This is a genomic window from Streptomyces sp. NPDC031479 (assembly GCF_055581065.1).
Map to the genome: position 1 here is coordinate 102,504 of NZ_JBVIKC010000006.1, position 15,378 is coordinate 117,881.

The 15,378-nt window shown below is 71.7% G+C and carries 17 protein-coding genes; 11 read left to right on the top strand and 6 right to left on the bottom strand.

Annotated elements, in window-relative coordinates:
• Positions 1–79 precede the first annotated feature (79 nt).
• From ACZ5D2_RS09525 to ACZ5D2_RS09535, 3 genes are all read right to left on the bottom strand, one after another.
• Positions 80–1,711, bottom strand: coding sequence for a serine/threonine-protein kinase (locus ACZ5D2_RS09525; RefSeq protein WP_371680868.1), 1,632 nt, complete (start codon positions 1,709–1,711; stop codon positions 80–82).
• 188 nt (positions 1,712–1,899) lie between these two features.
• Positions 1,900–2,580: a DUF4436 family protein gene (locus ACZ5D2_RS09530; RefSeq protein ID WP_468928402.1), complete on the bottom strand. Its 681-nt coding sequence runs from the start codon at positions 2,578–2,580 to the stop codon at positions 1,900–1,902.
• Between the two features lie 4 nt (positions 2,581–2,584).
• Complete coding sequence (locus ACZ5D2_RS09535; RefSeq protein ID WP_468928404.1) at positions 2,585–3,298, bottom strand: O-methyltransferase; 714 nt, start codon at positions 3,296–3,298, stop codon at positions 2,585–2,587.
• 257 nt (positions 3,299–3,555) lie between these two features.
• Here ACZ5D2_RS09535 and ACZ5D2_RS09540 point away from each other — a divergent pair, with 257 nt between their 5' ends.
• The 9 genes from ACZ5D2_RS09540 to ACZ5D2_RS09580 all read left to right on the top strand — a co-directional run bounded on the left by ACZ5D2_RS09540 (position 3,556) and on the right by ACZ5D2_RS09580 (position 11,451).
• On the top strand, positions 3,556–3,801 hold the full coding sequence (locus tag ACZ5D2_RS09540; RefSeq protein ID WP_371680871.1) for a hypothetical protein: 246 nt from the start codon (positions 3,556–3,558) through the stop codon (positions 3,799–3,801).
• Positions 3,802–3,920: 119 nt separating this feature from the next.
• Entirely contained in the window at positions 3,921–5,477 is a 1,557-nt protein-coding gene (locus ACZ5D2_RS09545) for a hypothetical protein (RefSeq protein WP_371680872.1), read from the top strand.
• 122 nt (positions 5,478–5,599) lie between these two features.
• Positions 5,600–6,154: a GNAT family N-acetyltransferase gene (locus ACZ5D2_RS09550; protein ID WP_371680873.1), complete on the top strand. Its 555-nt coding sequence runs from the start codon at positions 5,600–5,602 to the stop codon at positions 6,152–6,154.
• A 267-nt stretch (positions 6,155–6,421) separates the two neighbouring features.
• Positions 6,422–6,853: an ATP-binding protein gene (locus ACZ5D2_RS09555; RefSeq protein ID WP_371680874.1), complete on the top strand. Its 432-nt coding sequence runs from the start codon at positions 6,422–6,424 to the stop codon at positions 6,851–6,853.
• A 158-nt stretch (positions 6,854–7,011) separates the two neighbouring features.
• Complete coding sequence (locus ACZ5D2_RS09560) at positions 7,012–7,464, top strand: hypothetical protein (protein ID WP_468928408.1); 453 nt, start codon at positions 7,012–7,014, stop codon at positions 7,462–7,464.
• 307 nt (positions 7,465–7,771) lie between these two features.
• Positions 7,772–10,081 (top strand): sensor histidine kinase, encoded by a 2,310-nt coding sequence (locus ACZ5D2_RS09565; RefSeq protein WP_468928409.1) that lies wholly within the window; start codon positions 7,772–7,774, stop codon positions 10,079–10,081.
• Complete coding sequence (locus ACZ5D2_RS09570; RefSeq protein ID WP_371680877.1) at positions 10,078–10,482, top strand: roadblock/LC7 domain-containing protein; 405 nt, start codon at positions 10,078–10,080, stop codon at positions 10,480–10,482. Before ACZ5D2_RS09565 ends, ACZ5D2_RS09570 begins: the two co-directional genes overlap by 4 nt.
• Positions 10,482–10,853: a DUF742 domain-containing protein gene (locus ACZ5D2_RS09575; RefSeq protein WP_371680878.1), complete on the top strand. Its 372-nt coding sequence runs from the start codon at positions 10,482–10,484 to the stop codon at positions 10,851–10,853. The genes ACZ5D2_RS09570 and ACZ5D2_RS09575 overlap by 1 nt, the downstream gene beginning before the upstream one ends.
• Entirely contained in the window at positions 10,840–11,451 is a 612-nt protein-coding gene (locus ACZ5D2_RS09580) for a GTP-binding protein (RefSeq protein ID WP_371680879.1), read from the top strand. Before ACZ5D2_RS09575 ends, ACZ5D2_RS09580 begins: the two co-directional genes overlap by 14 nt.
• Before the next feature lie 16 nt (positions 11,452–11,467).
• Here the strand turns inward: ACZ5D2_RS09580 and ACZ5D2_RS09585 are convergent, their stop codons facing one another.
• From ACZ5D2_RS09585 to ACZ5D2_RS09595, 3 genes are all read right to left on the bottom strand, one after another.
• The gene (locus ACZ5D2_RS09585; protein WP_468928411.1) at positions 11,468–11,611 is read right to left on the bottom strand and encodes a hypothetical protein; all 144 of its coding nucleotides are present in this window, start codon (positions 11,609–11,611) and stop codon (positions 11,468–11,470) included.
• Entirely contained in the window at positions 11,608–12,825 is a 1,218-nt protein-coding gene (locus ACZ5D2_RS09590) for an FUSC family protein (protein ID WP_371680881.1), read from the bottom strand. Before ACZ5D2_RS09590 ends, ACZ5D2_RS09585 begins: the two co-directional genes overlap by 4 nt.
• A 79-nt stretch (positions 12,826–12,904) precedes the next feature.
• Positions 12,905–13,486 (bottom strand): TetR family transcriptional regulator, encoded by a 582-nt coding sequence (locus ACZ5D2_RS09595; RefSeq protein WP_371680882.1) that lies wholly within the window; start codon positions 13,484–13,486, stop codon positions 12,905–12,907.
• Between the two features lie 122 nt (positions 13,487–13,608).
• On the opposite strand from ACZ5D2_RS09595, the gene ACZ5D2_RS09600 reads away from it, so the two are divergent.
• On the top strand, positions 13,609–14,592 hold the full coding sequence (locus ACZ5D2_RS09600) for an aldo/keto reductase (protein WP_345196776.1): 984 nt from the start codon (positions 13,609–13,611) through the stop codon (positions 14,590–14,592).
• Positions 14,593–14,855: 263 nt separating this feature from the next.
• Positions 14,856–15,365, top strand: coding sequence for a hypothetical protein (locus ACZ5D2_RS09605; protein ID WP_371680883.1), 510 nt, complete (start codon positions 14,856–14,858; stop codon positions 15,363–15,365).
• The last annotated feature ends 13 nt before the right edge of the window (positions 15,366–15,378 follow it).

Here is a 15,378-nt window from a genome sequence, read left to right on the forward strand (position 1 = left end):
CAAGGAGGTGGGGCCGTTCGGGGACCGGCCGGCGAACGCAGGTGCTGCAGCGCCGCGAGCGTTGCGTTGCCTCCCGCTGTTACCGCTGCTGCCAGAGGGTGAGCCGGGTGGTGTAGTCGGGCAGGTTGCCGTGGCCGGGGGTGATGCCGGTGACCTCCAGCATCGCCAGCCGGTGCTCGGTCGTCACCGTGCAGATCAGCGCCCCGACGGGGAGTGTGGCGGGCAGTTCCTTCGCTTCGATCTTCTTGGGCAGCACATCGGCCTGGGCGCCCTGCAGGCACTGCTGCGATGTCTTTCCGCCGCTTTTGCCCATCGGCGTGGAGAACTCCCACCTGCCGCCCGAGATCTCACTGAGCTGGATCTCCCGGCCCGCGGAGTCCTGTACCACCTGAGGGACGTCGAGGTCGACCGTCACGATGTTGGCCCCGCTCGGCGAGCGCAGCGTAAGGGGGCGGTCCCGGAAGATGACGGCGTACCCGGAGTCGTCGGAGGGTGAGGGGGAGGCCGTCGGACCAGGGACGGCGGCGTGGGTCGGCTGCTCCGACCGTTTGCCGTCGCCCTGCTCCCGCGCACCGTCCGCGGTTCCGTCGGAGCGCGCCACCGTCCAGGTCAGGACCACGGCCAGGACGACGGCCATGACGGCTCCGCCGACGACGAGGCCGGTCCGCGTACGCTGCGGGGCGGCCGGTACCGTCGGGGCGTACGGCGGCGGGGACGGCGCAACGGTCGGGGCGGCGGCAAAGGTGGGGCCGTGGGGCGGGTGCGGCCCTGAGCCGGTGACCGTCGGCTCGGGACCCGGCGTGAGTGCGGCACGCCTGCGCGCGGCCAACTCCTCGGCCAGTGGCTGTGGCAGCCACCCCGTGAAGTCGTTCAGGGAGTGGCCGGCGGACCGCTCGCAGAGGGCGGCCAGATCCTCTGTGCCGATACGGCGGACCGGGTCGGGGGACAGGCAGCGCTCGATGAGCGAGCGCAGTGTGTCGTCATAGTCGTCGAGGCGGGGCGGCCGCACGGCGGTGTTGGCGATCTGCGCGGCGAGCGTGAGGGCGCCACCGTCACCGTAGGGGTGGCGGCCGGTGGCGGCGACAGCGGCGATCAGGCCGAGCGAGAAGACGTCCGAGGCAGGTCCGACCGGCTCCCCCAGCGCGTGCTCGGGGGACATGAACTGAGGGGTGCCGACGATGCCGCCGGACGCGGTGACCTGGGTGGCGTCGGCGGCGCGGGCGATGCCGAAGTCGATGACGTACGGGCCCTGGTCGCTCAGCAGGATGTTGCTGGGCTTGAGATCCCGGTGCACGATGCCGGCGGTGTGGATCGCGGTGAGTGCTCGCGCGGTACAGCCGACGAGCTTGAGGACGGCGGGCAGCGGGAGCGGGCCGTGTGCGACGAGGATCTCGTGCAGGGACAGACCGGGAACGAACATCGAGGCCAGCCACGGCTGTTCGCTGGTGGTGTCGTGGTCCACGACCGGGACCACGTGGTAACCCTGTACCCGGCGGGCCGCCCGGACCTCCTGCTCGAAGCGGCGCCGGAAGCCGGGATCGCTGCCGTACTCGCGCCGGATCACCTTGAGCGCGACGGGCTGCTCGCCGCGGGAGCGGGACAGGTAGACGGTCCCCATGCCGCCCTCGCCGATTCGGGCGAGAAGCCGGTATCCCGCGATGTCCCGCGGATCCTCGTCCCGCAACCGTTCACCTGTGCTGTGCGCCGCCATGCCCGCCCCCGTACCATGATCGTCCGGCGCAAGCGTAGCGGATCGCGATCAGGCCTCGGCCGGATCTCCCAGCCCTGTGATGGGGATGCCGTTCTGGCCGTGACGGGGGATTCCCGACGCTCACACGACCCACTTCCCGCCTTGGCGGTCCCGAAGGTCCCCAGATGCGGGCCGGCAGTCCGACCGGCTCACGCCCACGCGGCTGACCGGGGGAGTTCCCGTCCTGAGCCCTCCCTCGGGCTCGGACCCAGAGGCGGAGCCTCACGGCCGGATTCGGCGGCCGCGATGCCGCACCAGTCCGGTGGCTTCTCGTAGGTGTCGAACGGGTAGTCGCTGATCGCCCCACCCGTGATCGCGACCTGCAGGTCCCTGGTCGGGAGCCGCTCGTGCGCCGTGAACTCCAGGTGTCGATCGCCTGCCGCTCGCTGAACTGCAGCCACGACCCCACGGACACGGCCACCACGATCAGGACCGCGATCGGAAGCAGGACCGGCAGGAGCGACGTACGGGAGCGGCGTGGGCGGGGTGGGTCCGGGGGTGGTGCCATGGCGACTCCGACGAGGCGGGAAGGGCGACGGGCTTGCTCGGGCGACGCCGGGAGCGGACCTCGCGCCCACGCGGCCGCGTTCCGCCGAAGCGGGCCGTGTTCCGCCGATGCCGGGTGCGAGCGTCGCGGACGGCCGCCTTCTCCGGGACGCGGGTGCCGGCCGCCGTGCGATCCTCGTCGACCGCGCAGGCGATCCACCGCAACCGGACGGGTGTGTCGGTACCGACCGGCAGCCCGGTCCGTCGCCCCGGTCCGTCCCCCCCCCGTCCGTCACCCTGGCCCGTCGCCCCGGCTCCAGGGCGACGGACCGCAGCCCGCGCACTTGATCAGTTACCGGACGGCTCCTCGTCGGGCAGGCGCGCGGCGAGGATCATGCCGCTCGCGTACTGGAGCAGGGCACAGGTGACCCTGGAGTCCTCCAGCACCCGTCCGGGGTCGTCCCCGTGCAGGGGCAGGCGGGTCCTGCCCTTGCCCCAGTACGGGTTCATGTCGTCCATCAGGAGCTGCCCGCCGGGCCTCAGCGCGGTGATGGCGCCGTCGAGCAGGGCGGCCTTCAGCTGACCGGGGACGTCGAGGAAGATCAGGTCGAACTCGCCCAGGGACGGGACGACCTCCTTGGCGTCGCCGACCACCAGCGTCACCCGGTCGGGCCAGCCCGCGCCTGAGGCGAGGGCGGACTTCCGCGGGTCGATCTCCACGCTGACGACGTCGACGTCGGCGCGGGAGCGCAGCCCGTGCGCGATCCAGGCGAGGCCGACGCCGACTCCCGTGCCGAGTTCGAGGATCCGCCCGCCGGTGGGGACGGCCGCCGCGAGGACGGACATCAGCGCGCCCACCTCGGGGCGGCAGGATTTGCGGAATCCGATCTGACGGGCCCGGGCGTAGCCGGCGCCGACCGGGGCCGGTACCTGCAGGGCGGTTCGCGCGCCCAGGCTCCGCTTGAGGCCCTCGACCTCGGCCGTCGACATCTCGCGGTCGAACGTCAGGCTGACGCAGGACCGCGCGCCCGACCTCCCCGTGGTGGTGGCCGTCGGCTCCATGGCATGCCTCCTGGGTCGGGATGCCCGCCACCCGGTCCGGCCGCCCTCCGCGCGTGCGGCCACGTGCCCGTTCCGCCGAACCGCGAGCCCCTACGGCACGCACGCCCGTTCAGGTGGCTTTCCGGCGCGCGAACTGGTACTGGCGGGCAGTACGGGCATGAATGATGCTCGCACGGGGGGTGTTGTCCCGCAATTTCGCACCGTATTCGAACACCGGAGCCGGTCATTGCCGCCCCTCCGGAGAAGGGCGCCGAGCCATGGGAGCATCCAGCAATCCCGGGAACCGCAAGCCGGAATCCCGCGTGATCCTCGAATTCGACCGCGAGGTGACCGACAAAGAGGTCGAGGAGATGCAGGCCAAGCACAACGCGACCTCCGCGTTCCTGGAGGCCGCGGGCGGCCACCACCACCACGACGATGACGACACTCCCGATGTCGTGGACGCCGGAGAGGTCGACGACCCCGATGTCGTGGACGCCGGGGAGGTCGACGATCTCCAGTAGTGCCCCCGCTCGTGCCGCACCGGGAACCGTGCGGCACGAGCGGCCGCGGCGAACCACCACCAGGCGACACGAGAACGGCGCGCGGGTGCGCCGGGACGGCACAGACGGAAAGGCGAGAGATGGACTTGAACGCATTCGACACGGCACTGTCCCGCAAGCCGTTCGGCGACAGCCCCTACGTGCGTGATCAGATGCATCTCGCGTTCAAACGCCGGCTCGAAGGCCTCGGCGAGTCGGTGCCGGCCGCCCGCCACCTGCTGACCGCGCTTCAACGGGCCCGGCCCCAGACCGAATACCGCGCCCTGGGCGATCCGCTCCTGCGCCAGGCCGTCCAACAACTGCTGGCCCAGGAGGCCTTCGGCCCCCGGCGGAAATCCCTGTCCCCTCAGCTGTGTGCCCAGGTGATCGAGGCCGTCGCGCAGCACGTGGAAACCGGCTCCGCCCACGGACCGCTGCAGGGCGGTTCCGCCGGCGCGCGGTGGCTCGGCGATCCGTCCGACACACCGTGGATCTACTCACCCGGCCAGGACGACGGCCTTCTCGGGCGGACGTTCGACCACTTCGTGGAGCAGCAGTTCGACGCCGGGCTGCACCGACCCGACGAGAGCGACCTTGAACGGCTGCGCCAGGGCCACCGCCTCCTCGGCGAACTCCTCCCGCTGACCTCCCGCGGTGCCCTGAGCCACACCCACCTGATCGGGATCACCTCCGGGACCGACGCCTGGGAGGGCAGGGCGTCGAGCTCGCAGTTCACCGTGGTCGGCATCGTCTTCCTGAACCGCAAGCTCCTCCAGAACCCCTGGTGGGTGGCCGAGCACCTGCTCCACGAGGCCCTCCACCAGAAGCTGTACGACTTCCGGCACGCCCACTCCATGCTCGTCCGCGACCTCGACGACTCCCCGCACGCGCCCGCCGAGGTCCGCCGCGTCGTGTCGCTGTGGAACGTCCCGGGCCCCGACGGGAACAACCGCTGGAACGCCCACCGCGCCATGGCGGCCTTCCACGTCTACGTCCACCTGGCTCTGCTCTGCTCCCTCGCGGAGCAGCACGCTCCTCGGCTGAGGGGCGCATACGGCCCGCTGGACGCCCCGAGTCCCATGACCCCGAGCCGCAAGGCCTTCGAACGGGCCCGCTACCTGGCCGAGAGTCTGCGGACAGAGTGCTGGGACGAGCTCGGACTCGCGGGCCGGCGCCTGGCCGAGTGGCTCAGTGCCGTCCTGGACGCCATGGACCAGGACCCGCCCCCGGCCGGCTCGTACCTCCACCTCATCCTCGACCGCTATCTCAAGGAAGCCCGCCGGCTTCGCAAGGCACCGGTCTCCGACGATCTGGCGACCACCCTGGCTGCCCTCGGGCGCTCCGAAGCCGAGACCTTCCGCGAGGTCCTGTCCGCCGTCGGTGCCGAGGGCCACCTCGACACGGCGACGACCGGACCGGCGCCACGGCCCGCCCAGGAGCACGGCAGGGGCGACCACGCGGCCTTCGCGCAGCAGCGCCACCACATCGCCGACACCCTCCTGCGGCTCGCCCCGAACGGCTACAGCCTCGACTCCCTGTGCCGCACCCCCGGACCGTCCGCGGACGAGATGGTGCGCGCCATGGTCGAGGCCTCCAGCCGGGAGCTGGCGGCGACCTCCACCCGTCCCGACCACCGGCGCCGGACCTCGCGCCGTTGATCCACGGCGTGTCCGGTGATTCCCGCCGGGCGCGCGACGCGCCCCACCGAAAGTGCAGTTCACAGGCCCAGTGAGCACCTTGGAAGCCTGGACTTGAGAAGCCCGGAATGATCCAATACAGGATGACATCGTTTTGGGTGGGCAAGCGGGTGCGACTGCGCGGTATCGAGCCTGATGACGCCACGGCGTTCATGGGTTTCGCGGTGGACGAGGAGGGTCTGGGGGACCTGGTCAGCCCGCCCCGGTCCGCCGAGGGATACCGCGTCTGGGCCAGGGAACGGGCGACTGCCGCGCCCGATGCCGACCGCTTCCAGCTGGCAGTCGAAGCGGTCGGCACGGGGGAAACAGTGGGGGCCGTCGGCTCCCACCAGGCTGACGCGCGTACGGGCTGGTTCGAGTACGGCGTCACGATCGGTGCCGAGCACCGTCGTCAGGGCTACGCGGCAGAAGCCGCGGTCCTGCTGCTTCGCTTCATGTTCGAGGAGAACCGGTACCACAAGTGCCAAGTGCGGATATTCGCACACAACGAAGCATCACTGGCTCTCCACCGTCGGCTCGGCTTCGTGGAGGAGGGCCGACTGCGTGAGCTCGCGTACCTCTCCGGTCGGTACCACGACGTCGTGATGATGGGCATGCTCGCCGACGAGTTCGCGCGACTGCACCCCGTGACCGCCTGACGTTCCTGAGCGCCCCGGACGACGAATCCGGGCCGGGCGGCCGGCCGGGGGTTTCGTCCGGGGCGCGGCGGAAACACGCGAAGAGGTCGAACACGTCGAAGAGGTACCGATCGTGAGGAGACTGATCGCCGTGGGGATCATGGTTCTGCTGATCGCACCGATGCTGCTGGCCCTGCTGCTGGTCACCCGAGGGGACGGGCACCGTCCCCGCCACCGGGCCGGCCGCAGCTGATGCCCGTTCGCGTCGAGCGAGGGTGAGGAGGGGACGTGTCCGTACGAGCGGTGGGTTGGGCCCGGTCGTTTCCCGTCAACCTGGGTGTCCGTGAGGCCCGTCGGTGGTGTCTGGCGCATCTGGAGACCCTGCCGTGGACCGGCGGCGCCCCCGACACCGTCCACTCCGTCCTGCTCACGGTGTCGGAGCTGGTCACCAATGCGCACGTACACGCCCACAGCAGTGCCCGGCTCGTCCTGACCTGGGACGGCTGTTGTCTGCACGTCAGCGTGGCGGACGACGACCCGGAGCTGCCCGCGCCCAGGCCGGCCTCCACCCGGGCCACCTCCGGCCGGGGCCTGGCCATCGTCGACGCCCTCGCCGACGGGTGGGACGCGCACGCCGTCCACGGCGGCAAGGCGATCACGGCCTGCTTCCATCCGCCGGATGAGCGCTCCCCGCACGCGTGCGAGGCCCGGGGGTCGTGACCGAGCGGTGAGCCGCCCACAGTGAAGGTGTCACGGCCTGGGCGGAAACGGTTCAACTCCTGACCATCTCCCATTCGTATGCCATGTGAAATATCACATGACATAAGAAGCCGTCTGGGGGTCCCGGGCGGCGATCCGCGATGACGAGGAGAATTGCGATGAACCGCTTGACCCTTCTGGCGGTCGGCGCCGCAGGCCTGACCGTCCTTTCGATCGGCCCCGCCTTCGCGGCCGCCCCCGCGGCTGCCGCCGAGACCGCCACCTCCTGCGGGAGTTCGGGTCTTCAGGCGGGTCTGGCCACCAGGGTGTGCGCCGATGTCACCGGCACCACCGTCGAGTTCTACGGCACGGTCGGACTCGCCGGCCCGCCCTCGCCCGGCGGCCCGGCGCCCGAGCCGAAGGAGCTCTTCACGACCCTGTCCACCGAGGTCGTCGGGACCAACCCGCCCGTCACGCAGACGAGGTCGGTCATCTTCGCCTCATCGGCCCTTCAGGTGCGCGGTGCGGCCGGCACCGTCCCGTGCGGTTCGACCGTACGCGCCACCTTCGGCGTGGCCTCCTTCCCCTGGCCGTCCAAGCCGGTCGTCCACGAGGTCACGATCACCTGCTGAGCAGGCCCGCGCCAAGGTACTGCGGCGCACACGCCGGCGGAGTTCCCGTCGGCGTGTGCGCCGTTTTGGCGTCCGGGGCCGTTCGGGAAGCGGAGTCGGCGTCTTGGTCGCGCAGAAGTATGGAAGTAAGGTCTCCGTTTATTCGGACTGGCTGGATATGATCGGCAGCCTCACCCCACAGGGCCGTGTCGGCAGTTCCCCCATGCCCGCACCCAGGCCGTCCCGTCTCCGCCGCTCCCGAGGACCGATGTCTGCGATGGCACCCGAAGGCCCACCGAGCCCGCCGCCCGTCAGGCGCCGCCGCACCGTGCGCCTGCGTACGCTGCTGGTCTGCCTGGCCGTCGTCCCGACCGTGGCGATGGGGGCCCAGGTCACCGTGACCGCCCAGCGGTTGCTGGCCCAGTCGGAGCACCTGCGCGCAGACGTGGAGGCCGGCCGGCGGATCGGAGTACCGCTGGTCAGCCTGATGACCGAGCTCCAGGCCGAGCGGGCCATGACGGCGGCGCGGTGGGCGGGCTCACCCGTGTCCGACGACATCCTGCGCGAGAAGCGGGCCGAAACGGACCGGGCGGCAGGGGAGTTCCGGCGGCTCCCGGGTACAGGCGGCGACGACGCGGCGCAGGGCTCCGGGCAGGGCGAAGGGCGCCTCGCCGCCGTGGGCGGGCGGCTCGACCTGCTGGCCTCGTACCGCAAACGCGCGGACGCCCACAGCGGCAGTGCCGAACAGGCCGTCGGCTACTACACCGACGTGATCGACGACATCATCCGCGCCTACCAGGATGAATTCAGCCACGCGGACGACGCCGAACTCGCCCAGGAGAGCAGGCCCGCCGTGGCTCTGTTCTCGGCCGCCGAGATGGTTGCGCGCGAGGACACGGCCCTCGCCCTGGCCGGGCCGTCCCGTGAACTGGCGGCCACCGCCTTCTCCGACTTCCTCGACGCGGTCGGCACCCACCGGTACCTGTACGAGACCTGGATCGTGCCGTACCTCTCTCCCGCCGAACAGGCGTCGTACGACAGACTCACCGGCTCGGACGCCTGGCAGACCAAGCTCCGCATCGAGAACGCGGTCGTCGCCAACCACAAGGACACCCCGACCGGCGTGAAGCTGCCGGCCGACGTCGACGGCTGGCCCGCCGCACACCGCATCGTCGCGCCGGGACTCGCCGCACTCGACCTGGACCGGGCGCGGAGCGTGCTCGCGCACGCCGACGAGAAGGCTTCCGCGCTGGAGGCCGAGGTGTACTGGCTGGTCGGGGCCAGCGGCGGCGCCCTGCTGCTGGTCACCGGGGTCGTCGTCCTCACCACGCGGTCGGTCCTGCGCCGGCTGAACCGCCTGCACACCCGTACGGTCGCCATCGCCGAGGAGACGCTGCCCGACGTCGTGGCCCGGCTCCAGCGCGGGGAGCCCGTGGACCCGCAGGCACTGCCTGTCGTGCGCGGGCGCCGGGACGAGGTGGGGCAGATCGCCGACGCCTTCGCCCGGGTGGTCGCCGTGTCCGTCGACGGGCACCGGCAACTCGCGGCCGAGCGGCACGGCTTCGGCCTGTTCGCCTCGGGCATCGCCTCGCGCACCGGAAACCTCGTCAGCCGGCAGCTGAGCCTGACCGAGGACCTCCAGGACGCCTTCGGCCACGACGAAGCGCTCCTGGCCCAGTTGATGCGGTCCGACCAGTTGACGGTGGGGATGCGACGACAGATCGAGAACCTGCTCATCCTCGCCGGCGGCGACATCCCGGACCCGCACACCGAGCCCATGCGCGTCGCCGACCTGCTCCGCGAGGCCGCCGCCGAGGTCGAGGACTTTCGGCGGATCGAACGGCAGGCACTGGACGAGGCGAGCGTGGAGCCCCACGCGATCAGCCAGATCAGCCACCTGCTGGCGGAGCTGCTGGACAACGCGACCCGGTTCTCGCCGCCCCGCGCGAAGGTGGTCGTCCGCGCCGAACTCGTGCCGGACGGGCTGTCGTTCGAGATCGAGGACCGCGGGCCCCGCGTCCCGGCCTCCGGGTACGAGGCCATGAACGAGCGCCTGCACTCGGCGCCGCCGTACTCCGTCCTCGCGGAGAACGCGCACCGGCTGGGCCTCTTCGTCGTGGGCCACCTCGCCGACCAGCTCCAGGCCCGGGTCACGCTGCGGCGCTCGGTGTACGGGGGGACGGCTGCCGTGGTGATCCTGCCGAGCGGGCTGCTGGCGCCTGCCGGAGGGCAGGCGGAACCCCGGCCGAGGAGGCCCGAGCGGGATCCGGGTCCGGCGGCCGTGCTCCATCCCGTACGAGAATCCGTAGGCGAGCCCGTACGGGAACCCGCGCCCGGCCCCGTACGCGAGCCGGTACGCGAGCCCGGGGCCGACGCCCCGCTGGCCCCCGCCCCCCTGACGCCCCGGCCCGCACGGTCGCTGCCCACCCGCGCCGCGGCCGCCGGCGGTGCCCGGCCGGCCCTGCCCGAGCGCGTCCCGCAGACCCACCTCACCAGGCAACTCCGGGGCCCCCGCGCCCCGGAGCCGGAAGCCGGCGACCGGGACGCGGAGACACCCCAAGAGGTGGCCGACGCCTGGGCGGACTACGAAGAGGGGACCAGGAAAGTGGAAGCAGAGCTCGGAACGGATCGGCCATGACGACGACAGCCAGTGACATGATCTACGGCATCCTGGACAACAACCTGAGCCGGATCGCCGGCATCGAGGGAGCCGTGCTCCTGTCCAACGACGGGATCAAGCTCAGCGCCTACCTGCTGGAGCGGGACCAGGCGGAACGCATCGCGGCCGCTTCCTCCGGCGTGGCCGCCACGATGAAGGCGATATCCCGGGAGATCGACGGCGGCCGGGTCATCCGCCAGCTGGTGGAGATGGACGACCGGTACCTCTGCGTCGTCGGGTGCGGTGAAGGCAGCACTCTCATCGTGGTGACCTCCCGCAAGGCACGGCTCGGCGAACTGGGCGGCGAGGCCGTACGGACCGCCCAGGCGCTCGGCGAGTGGCTGGGAACACCCGAGCGCACGTCCGCACCGACGTCGTAATGCCGGACGAGCCGCAGCGCCGGAGCCCGCGCAGGACACGGCTGTACGCGCTGACCGACGGCCGCACGGCCGCCGCTCCGCAGACCGTCCTCACCATGGACACCACCATCGTGGCGGCGGTCGCCGGGGACGACGCCCACACCGGCCTGGCCACCGAATGGCGGGCCGTCCTCACCATGTGCGCGCCGCCGGGCGGACTGGCGGTCGCCGAGATCGCGGCCCGCATGCACATGCGCCTCACGCCGATGAAACTCCTGCTGGGCGAACTCGCGGAACGCGGGCTGATCCACCACCGGCCGCCGCTGGACGGCGCCGGGACCACCAATGTCCACCTGCTCATGAAAATCAGGGACAACCTTGCCCGGATATGACACCCCCGACGCCCCCGCCGCCCAGGGAGCGTCCCCCGTCAAGATCCTCATCGCGGGGGGATTCGGAGTCGGCAAGACGACCCTGGTCGAGGCGGTCTCCGAGATCGAGCCGCTGCGTACGGAGGAGCGGCTCACGTCCGCGGGAATCGGTGTGGACGACCTCGACGGGATCGAGTCCAAGACGCTGACCACCGTCGCGATGGACTTCGGCCGGATCACCCTCGCCGACGCCGGAGTCGTCCTCTACCTGTTCGGCACACCGGGCCAGGAACGCTTCTGGTTCATGTGGGACGACCTGCTGAACGGCGCCCTGGGGGCGCTCGTGCTCGTCGACACGCGCCGCCTGGACCGGGGCTTCCCGGCGATCGACTTCTTCGAGAGCCGCGGTCTGCCCTTCGTGGTCGGCGCGAACTGCTTCCACGGCGAACAGTCCTACACCGCCGAGGAGATCGCCGCGGCGCTGCGGCTGAGGGACCCCGCCACCCCCGTGCTCCTGCTGGACGCCCGCTCCCGCAGGGAAGCGCGCGACTGCCTGCTGGCCCTGCTCGACGTGGTCATCGCACAGGCGGGAGCCCCGGCCGGACGCGCCCGCGCCTGAGGCGACGCCGGAGCCGTCAGCTCCGCCGGAACACCACCTCGGGGTCGGCGGCCGTCGGCCCGTCCAGGCGCGGCGCGGGCAGGCCCTTGAGGTGCCGGCCGAAGAAGTCGCCCGTGCAGGCGCGGGTGATCTGCCAGGGCGTCCCGGCGGCTCGGGTCACCCGCGGCGGCGCAGCACACCGGGGAGCCGGCCGCCGCGCCCTCGCCGGAGCCGGGAGTGGCGGTCCAGTTCCTCCATGAGCCGGTGGGACCGCTTGTCCACGTCGAGTTCGTCCAGCACGCGGTCCACATCGGCGAGCAGGGCGCCGTGCAGCTGCCATTGCGCGGGCGCGGTGCGCAGCTGCTCCAGCAGCAGGCTCGCCAGCAGGTCCCGGGATTCCCGTGCCATGCCCAGCTCCCGCGTGAGCCGTTCCTCCTGCTCCTCGGCGTTCGTGGTGACCTGTGCGGTGATCAGCCGGGAGAAGCTGTGGACGGCCAGCGCCATGTGCCCGAACAGGTCCTGAAGGGACCGGGTCACCGCGGGTGAGAACAGCGGCTCGTCCTCGCGCGCCTTCGCCAGGTCCGTGAGTGCCCGGGCCGAGACGCGCAGCACGACGGCGCAGATCTCCAGGGTGTCCAGGCCCGTGCGCAGGACCAGCCGGAACATCAGCCCTTCCCGTACGCGGGGGTTCATGCGCAGGCTGTCCTCCGCCTGGCGCAGTGCGGCGTCGACCCCGGCGATGTCGTTGTCGAGCCGGCGTGCCTCGTGCAGCTGGGTCACGGCTCCCGCGACGGTGGCGTGCCCGGTGAGCCCGTCGGCCATGCCGGTCATCAGCGTGGCCATGCGGGCCGCGAGGTCGTCGATCGCCCGGCTGGCGGGTTCCACCCAGACGGGCGGGGCGAACAGCAGGTTGAAGGCCAGTCCGACCACCGCGCCGATCAGCGTCTCCAGCACTCTGTCCCAGGCGGTGTCGGCCACCCGGGTGACGCCGAGGACCAGCATCGCGCTGATGGCCACCTCCGGGACGAACTCGTCCACCCGGACCAGGTGCCCGACCACCAGTGAGGCCAGGATGACGAGCCCCAGGCTCCACCAGGTCAGGCCCACGAGCGCGCTGAAGCCGATCGCGACCAGGACCCCGGCCACGACCGAGTTCACCCGGCGCACCCCGGTGGTGAGCGTGGAGTACAGGGTGACCTGGACCACCAGGAGGGCCGTGAGCGGGGCCGTCAGCGGAGCGGGCTCGTCGCTGAGCCGGAGCGCGATGACGTACGACACCACCGCGGCTCCGGTGGACCGTACGCTCTGCACTACTACGGGGTCCCGCCGCCTGGACAGCAGCTGACGCAGGAGGCGGGGGAGGAGAGGGGCGGGGGGATGTGCGACGTGCGGCATACCCTCGCCTGTTCCCCGTCGGCCGCCGCGATCACACCCCGAGGGCGCCGACTCCCCGCCCGGGCGGGGTGCCCCCGTATCAGGCGGCCGGGTTGCCCGGGGCGCGGTCGCGGACCTCGACCAGACGGGCAACGGCGTCGACCACGGCCGCACGATGGCCGGAGCGGTGCTCTTCGGCGCCCCCGCCACCACTGGTCGTGGTGTACCAGGCCTGGGCCAGGCCGAGGACCAGGATGAGCAGGTCGGCCGGGTCGTGTGTGGGGTCGACCCGCCCGTCGCGCTGGGCCGCGGCCAGGGAGGCCGCCTTGCGTGCGTACGCCTCCGCCTCCAGGGCGGTGGCCTCCGGGCGCTCCAGCCGCTTCCACATCACCAGCCGCACGAGCCGCGGGTCGGCCGTGAGGTGGTCGAAAATGGCGCCGGCGTAGCGGGGCAGGTTCCCCGCGTCGAAGGGGACCGATTCCGCGCCCTGCTCCACGGCCTGCAGGAGCACCTGGTCGAACAGGCCTTCCTTGTTGCCGTAGTAGACGTAGATCATCCGCTTGTTCGCCCCGGCCGTGTCGGCGATGCGGTCGACCCGGGCCCCGGCGATACCGTACGCGGCGAACTCGTCGAAGGCGGCCGCGAGGATACGGGCCTTCGTTGCGCTGGAATCACGTGCCATGACCCCCAGGCTAGCAAGTAACTATCTGGTTATTGACATGTGGGCCAGGGTTCGTGCATCGTGTAGATAACCAGTTAGTTACTTCCTGGCTGGACCAGTCACTTCCCCTCAAGGAGAACACCATGGAACTGCGCGCACTCGGCTCCCAGGGTCTGCAGGTCGGCGCCGAAGGCCTCGGCTGCATGGGCATGAGCGCCTTCTACGGGGCCACCGACGAAACCGAATCGCTCGCCACCATCGACCGGGCGCTGGAGCTGGGCGTCACCCTGCTGGACACCGCCGAGGGCTACGGCCCCTTCGTCAACGAGCAGCTGGTCGGCAAGGCCATCGCCGGTCGCCGCGACCAGGTGGTCATCGCCACCAAGACCGGCATCGAGATCGACGACGACGGCGCCGTCCGGGGCCACAACGGCCGCCGCTCCTACATCCACCGTGCCGCCGACCGCTCGCTGCGCCACCTGGGCACCGACCACATCGACCTGTACTACCTGCACCGCGTCGACCCGGACGTGCCGATCGAGGAGAGCATCGGCGCCATGGCGGAGCTGGTCACGGCGGGCAAGGTCCGCTACCTCGGCATCAGCGAGGCCGCCGCCGCCACCATCCGGCGCGCGCACGCCGTCCACCCCCTGACGGCCGTGCAGACCGAGTACTCCCTGTTCGAGCGGGGCCTGGAGGACAACGGGGTGCAGGCCACCCTCGACGAACTCGGCATCGGCCTGGTCGCCTACTCCCCGCTGGGCCGCGGCTTCCTGTCCGGCGCCATCACCAGCCCCGACGACTTCGCCGAGGACGACTTCCGCCGGACGGACCCCCGCTTCCAGGGGGAGAACTTCGCCCGCAACCTCGCGGTCGTCGACGCCGTACGGCGCCTCGCGGAGGCCAAGAAGGTCACCCCCTCCCAGCTGGCCCTCGCCTGGGTGCTGCGCCGGGGCGCGGTGCCGATCCCGGGGACGAAGCGGCGCGGCTACCTGGAGGAGAACATCGCCGCCACCGGCGTGACGATCACCGATGAGGACATCGCCGCGATCGAAGCCGTCGCCCCCCGGGGCATCGCCTCCGGCGACCGCTACGCCGCGGAGTACATGCACAACCTCAACGGCTGATGGACACCCCGGCCCTGCCGCGCCGTACGGAGGCGCCCTCAGGGACCCGGCCGCCCCGTGCGGCGGGGCGTGCGGCGGGGCCCGCGGCCGGGCAGTGCGGGCATCCGTAGCGACAGGGGAGGGGCCGGGGAGGGGAGCCGGGGCGCACTCCACGGCACGCGGCCCTCTGGCGCAACGGCGGCGCGGTCGGGCACCATCGCGGTGCCCGACCCGCACGGGCACGGCCCCCACCGCTCGTGTTCACCCAGCAGGAGGCTTCCCACGTGAAGACCCGATCCGTCGTCACCGCACTCCTACTCGTCCTCGGCGCGCTGTTCGTACCGGGCTTCGGAGCATTGGCAGGTACGACACAGGCCCACGCGGCGACCAAGATCAGCCATGCGACGGCGACCTCGATGTTCCGCCAGGCCGGGATCGCATGGTCCTCGTCGGGCAACTGCTCGGACCGCAACAACCCGACCTGCACGTCCTTCGACCAGCTCAACCTCGCCACGGCCCAGGGCGCCCAGACGCTGAAGAGCGCCACCGGCTGCGCCCTGACCATCACCGGCGGCACGGAGACGGGCCACGCGAGCGGCACGTACTCCCACTGGAACGGCTACAAGCTCGACTACGCGAAGGCCTCGTGCCTCACCAACTACGTCAAGAACACGTTCTCCTACATCGGCCTGCGCGGCGACGGAGCTCCCATGTGGCAGTCCGGCTCGGGCAACGTCTACGCGGACGAGGGCAACCACTGGGACGTCCTCTACTACAACTGCGGAGGCTGCTGAGCCGGGACGCAAC

Coding starts and splice junctions, on each gene's coding strand:
- ACZ5D2_RS09525 (WP_371680868.1), bottom strand. CDS start 1,711: ATGGCGGCGCACAGCACAGGTGAACGGTTGCGGGACGAGGATCCGCGG.
- ACZ5D2_RS09535 (WP_468928404.1), bottom strand. CDS start 3,298: ATGGAGCCGACGGCCACCACCACGGGGAGGTCGGGCGCGCGGTCCTGC.
- ACZ5D2_RS09540 (WP_371680871.1), top strand. CDS start 3,556: ATGGGAGCATCCAGCAATCCCGGGAACCGCAAGCCGGAATCCCGCGTG.
- ACZ5D2_RS09545 (WP_371680872.1), top strand. CDS start 3,921: ATGGACTTGAACGCATTCGACACGGCACTGTCCCGCAAGCCGTTCGGC.
- ACZ5D2_RS09550 (WP_371680873.1), top strand. CDS start 5,600: ATGACATCGTTTTGGGTGGGCAAGCGGGTGCGACTGCGCGGTATCGAG.
- ACZ5D2_RS09560 (WP_468928408.1), top strand. CDS start 7,012: ATGAACCGCTTGACCCTTCTGGCGGTCGGCGCCGCAGGCCTGACCGTC.
- ACZ5D2_RS09570 (WP_371680877.1), top strand. CDS start 10,078: ATGACGACGACAGCCAGTGACATGATCTACGGCATCCTGGACAACAAC.
- ACZ5D2_RS09575 (WP_371680878.1), top strand. CDS start 10,482: ATGCCGGACGAGCCGCAGCGCCGGAGCCCGCGCAGGACACGGCTGTAC.
- ACZ5D2_RS09590 (WP_371680881.1), bottom strand. CDS start 12,825: ATGCCGCACGTCGCACATCCCCCCGCCCCTCTCCTCCCCCGCCTCCTG.
- ACZ5D2_RS09595 (WP_371680882.1), bottom strand. CDS start 13,486: ATGGCACGTGATTCCAGCGCAACGAAGGCCCGTATCCTCGCGGCCGCC.
- ACZ5D2_RS09600 (WP_345196776.1), top strand. CDS start 13,609: ATGGAACTGCGCGCACTCGGCTCCCAGGGTCTGCAGGTCGGCGCCGAA.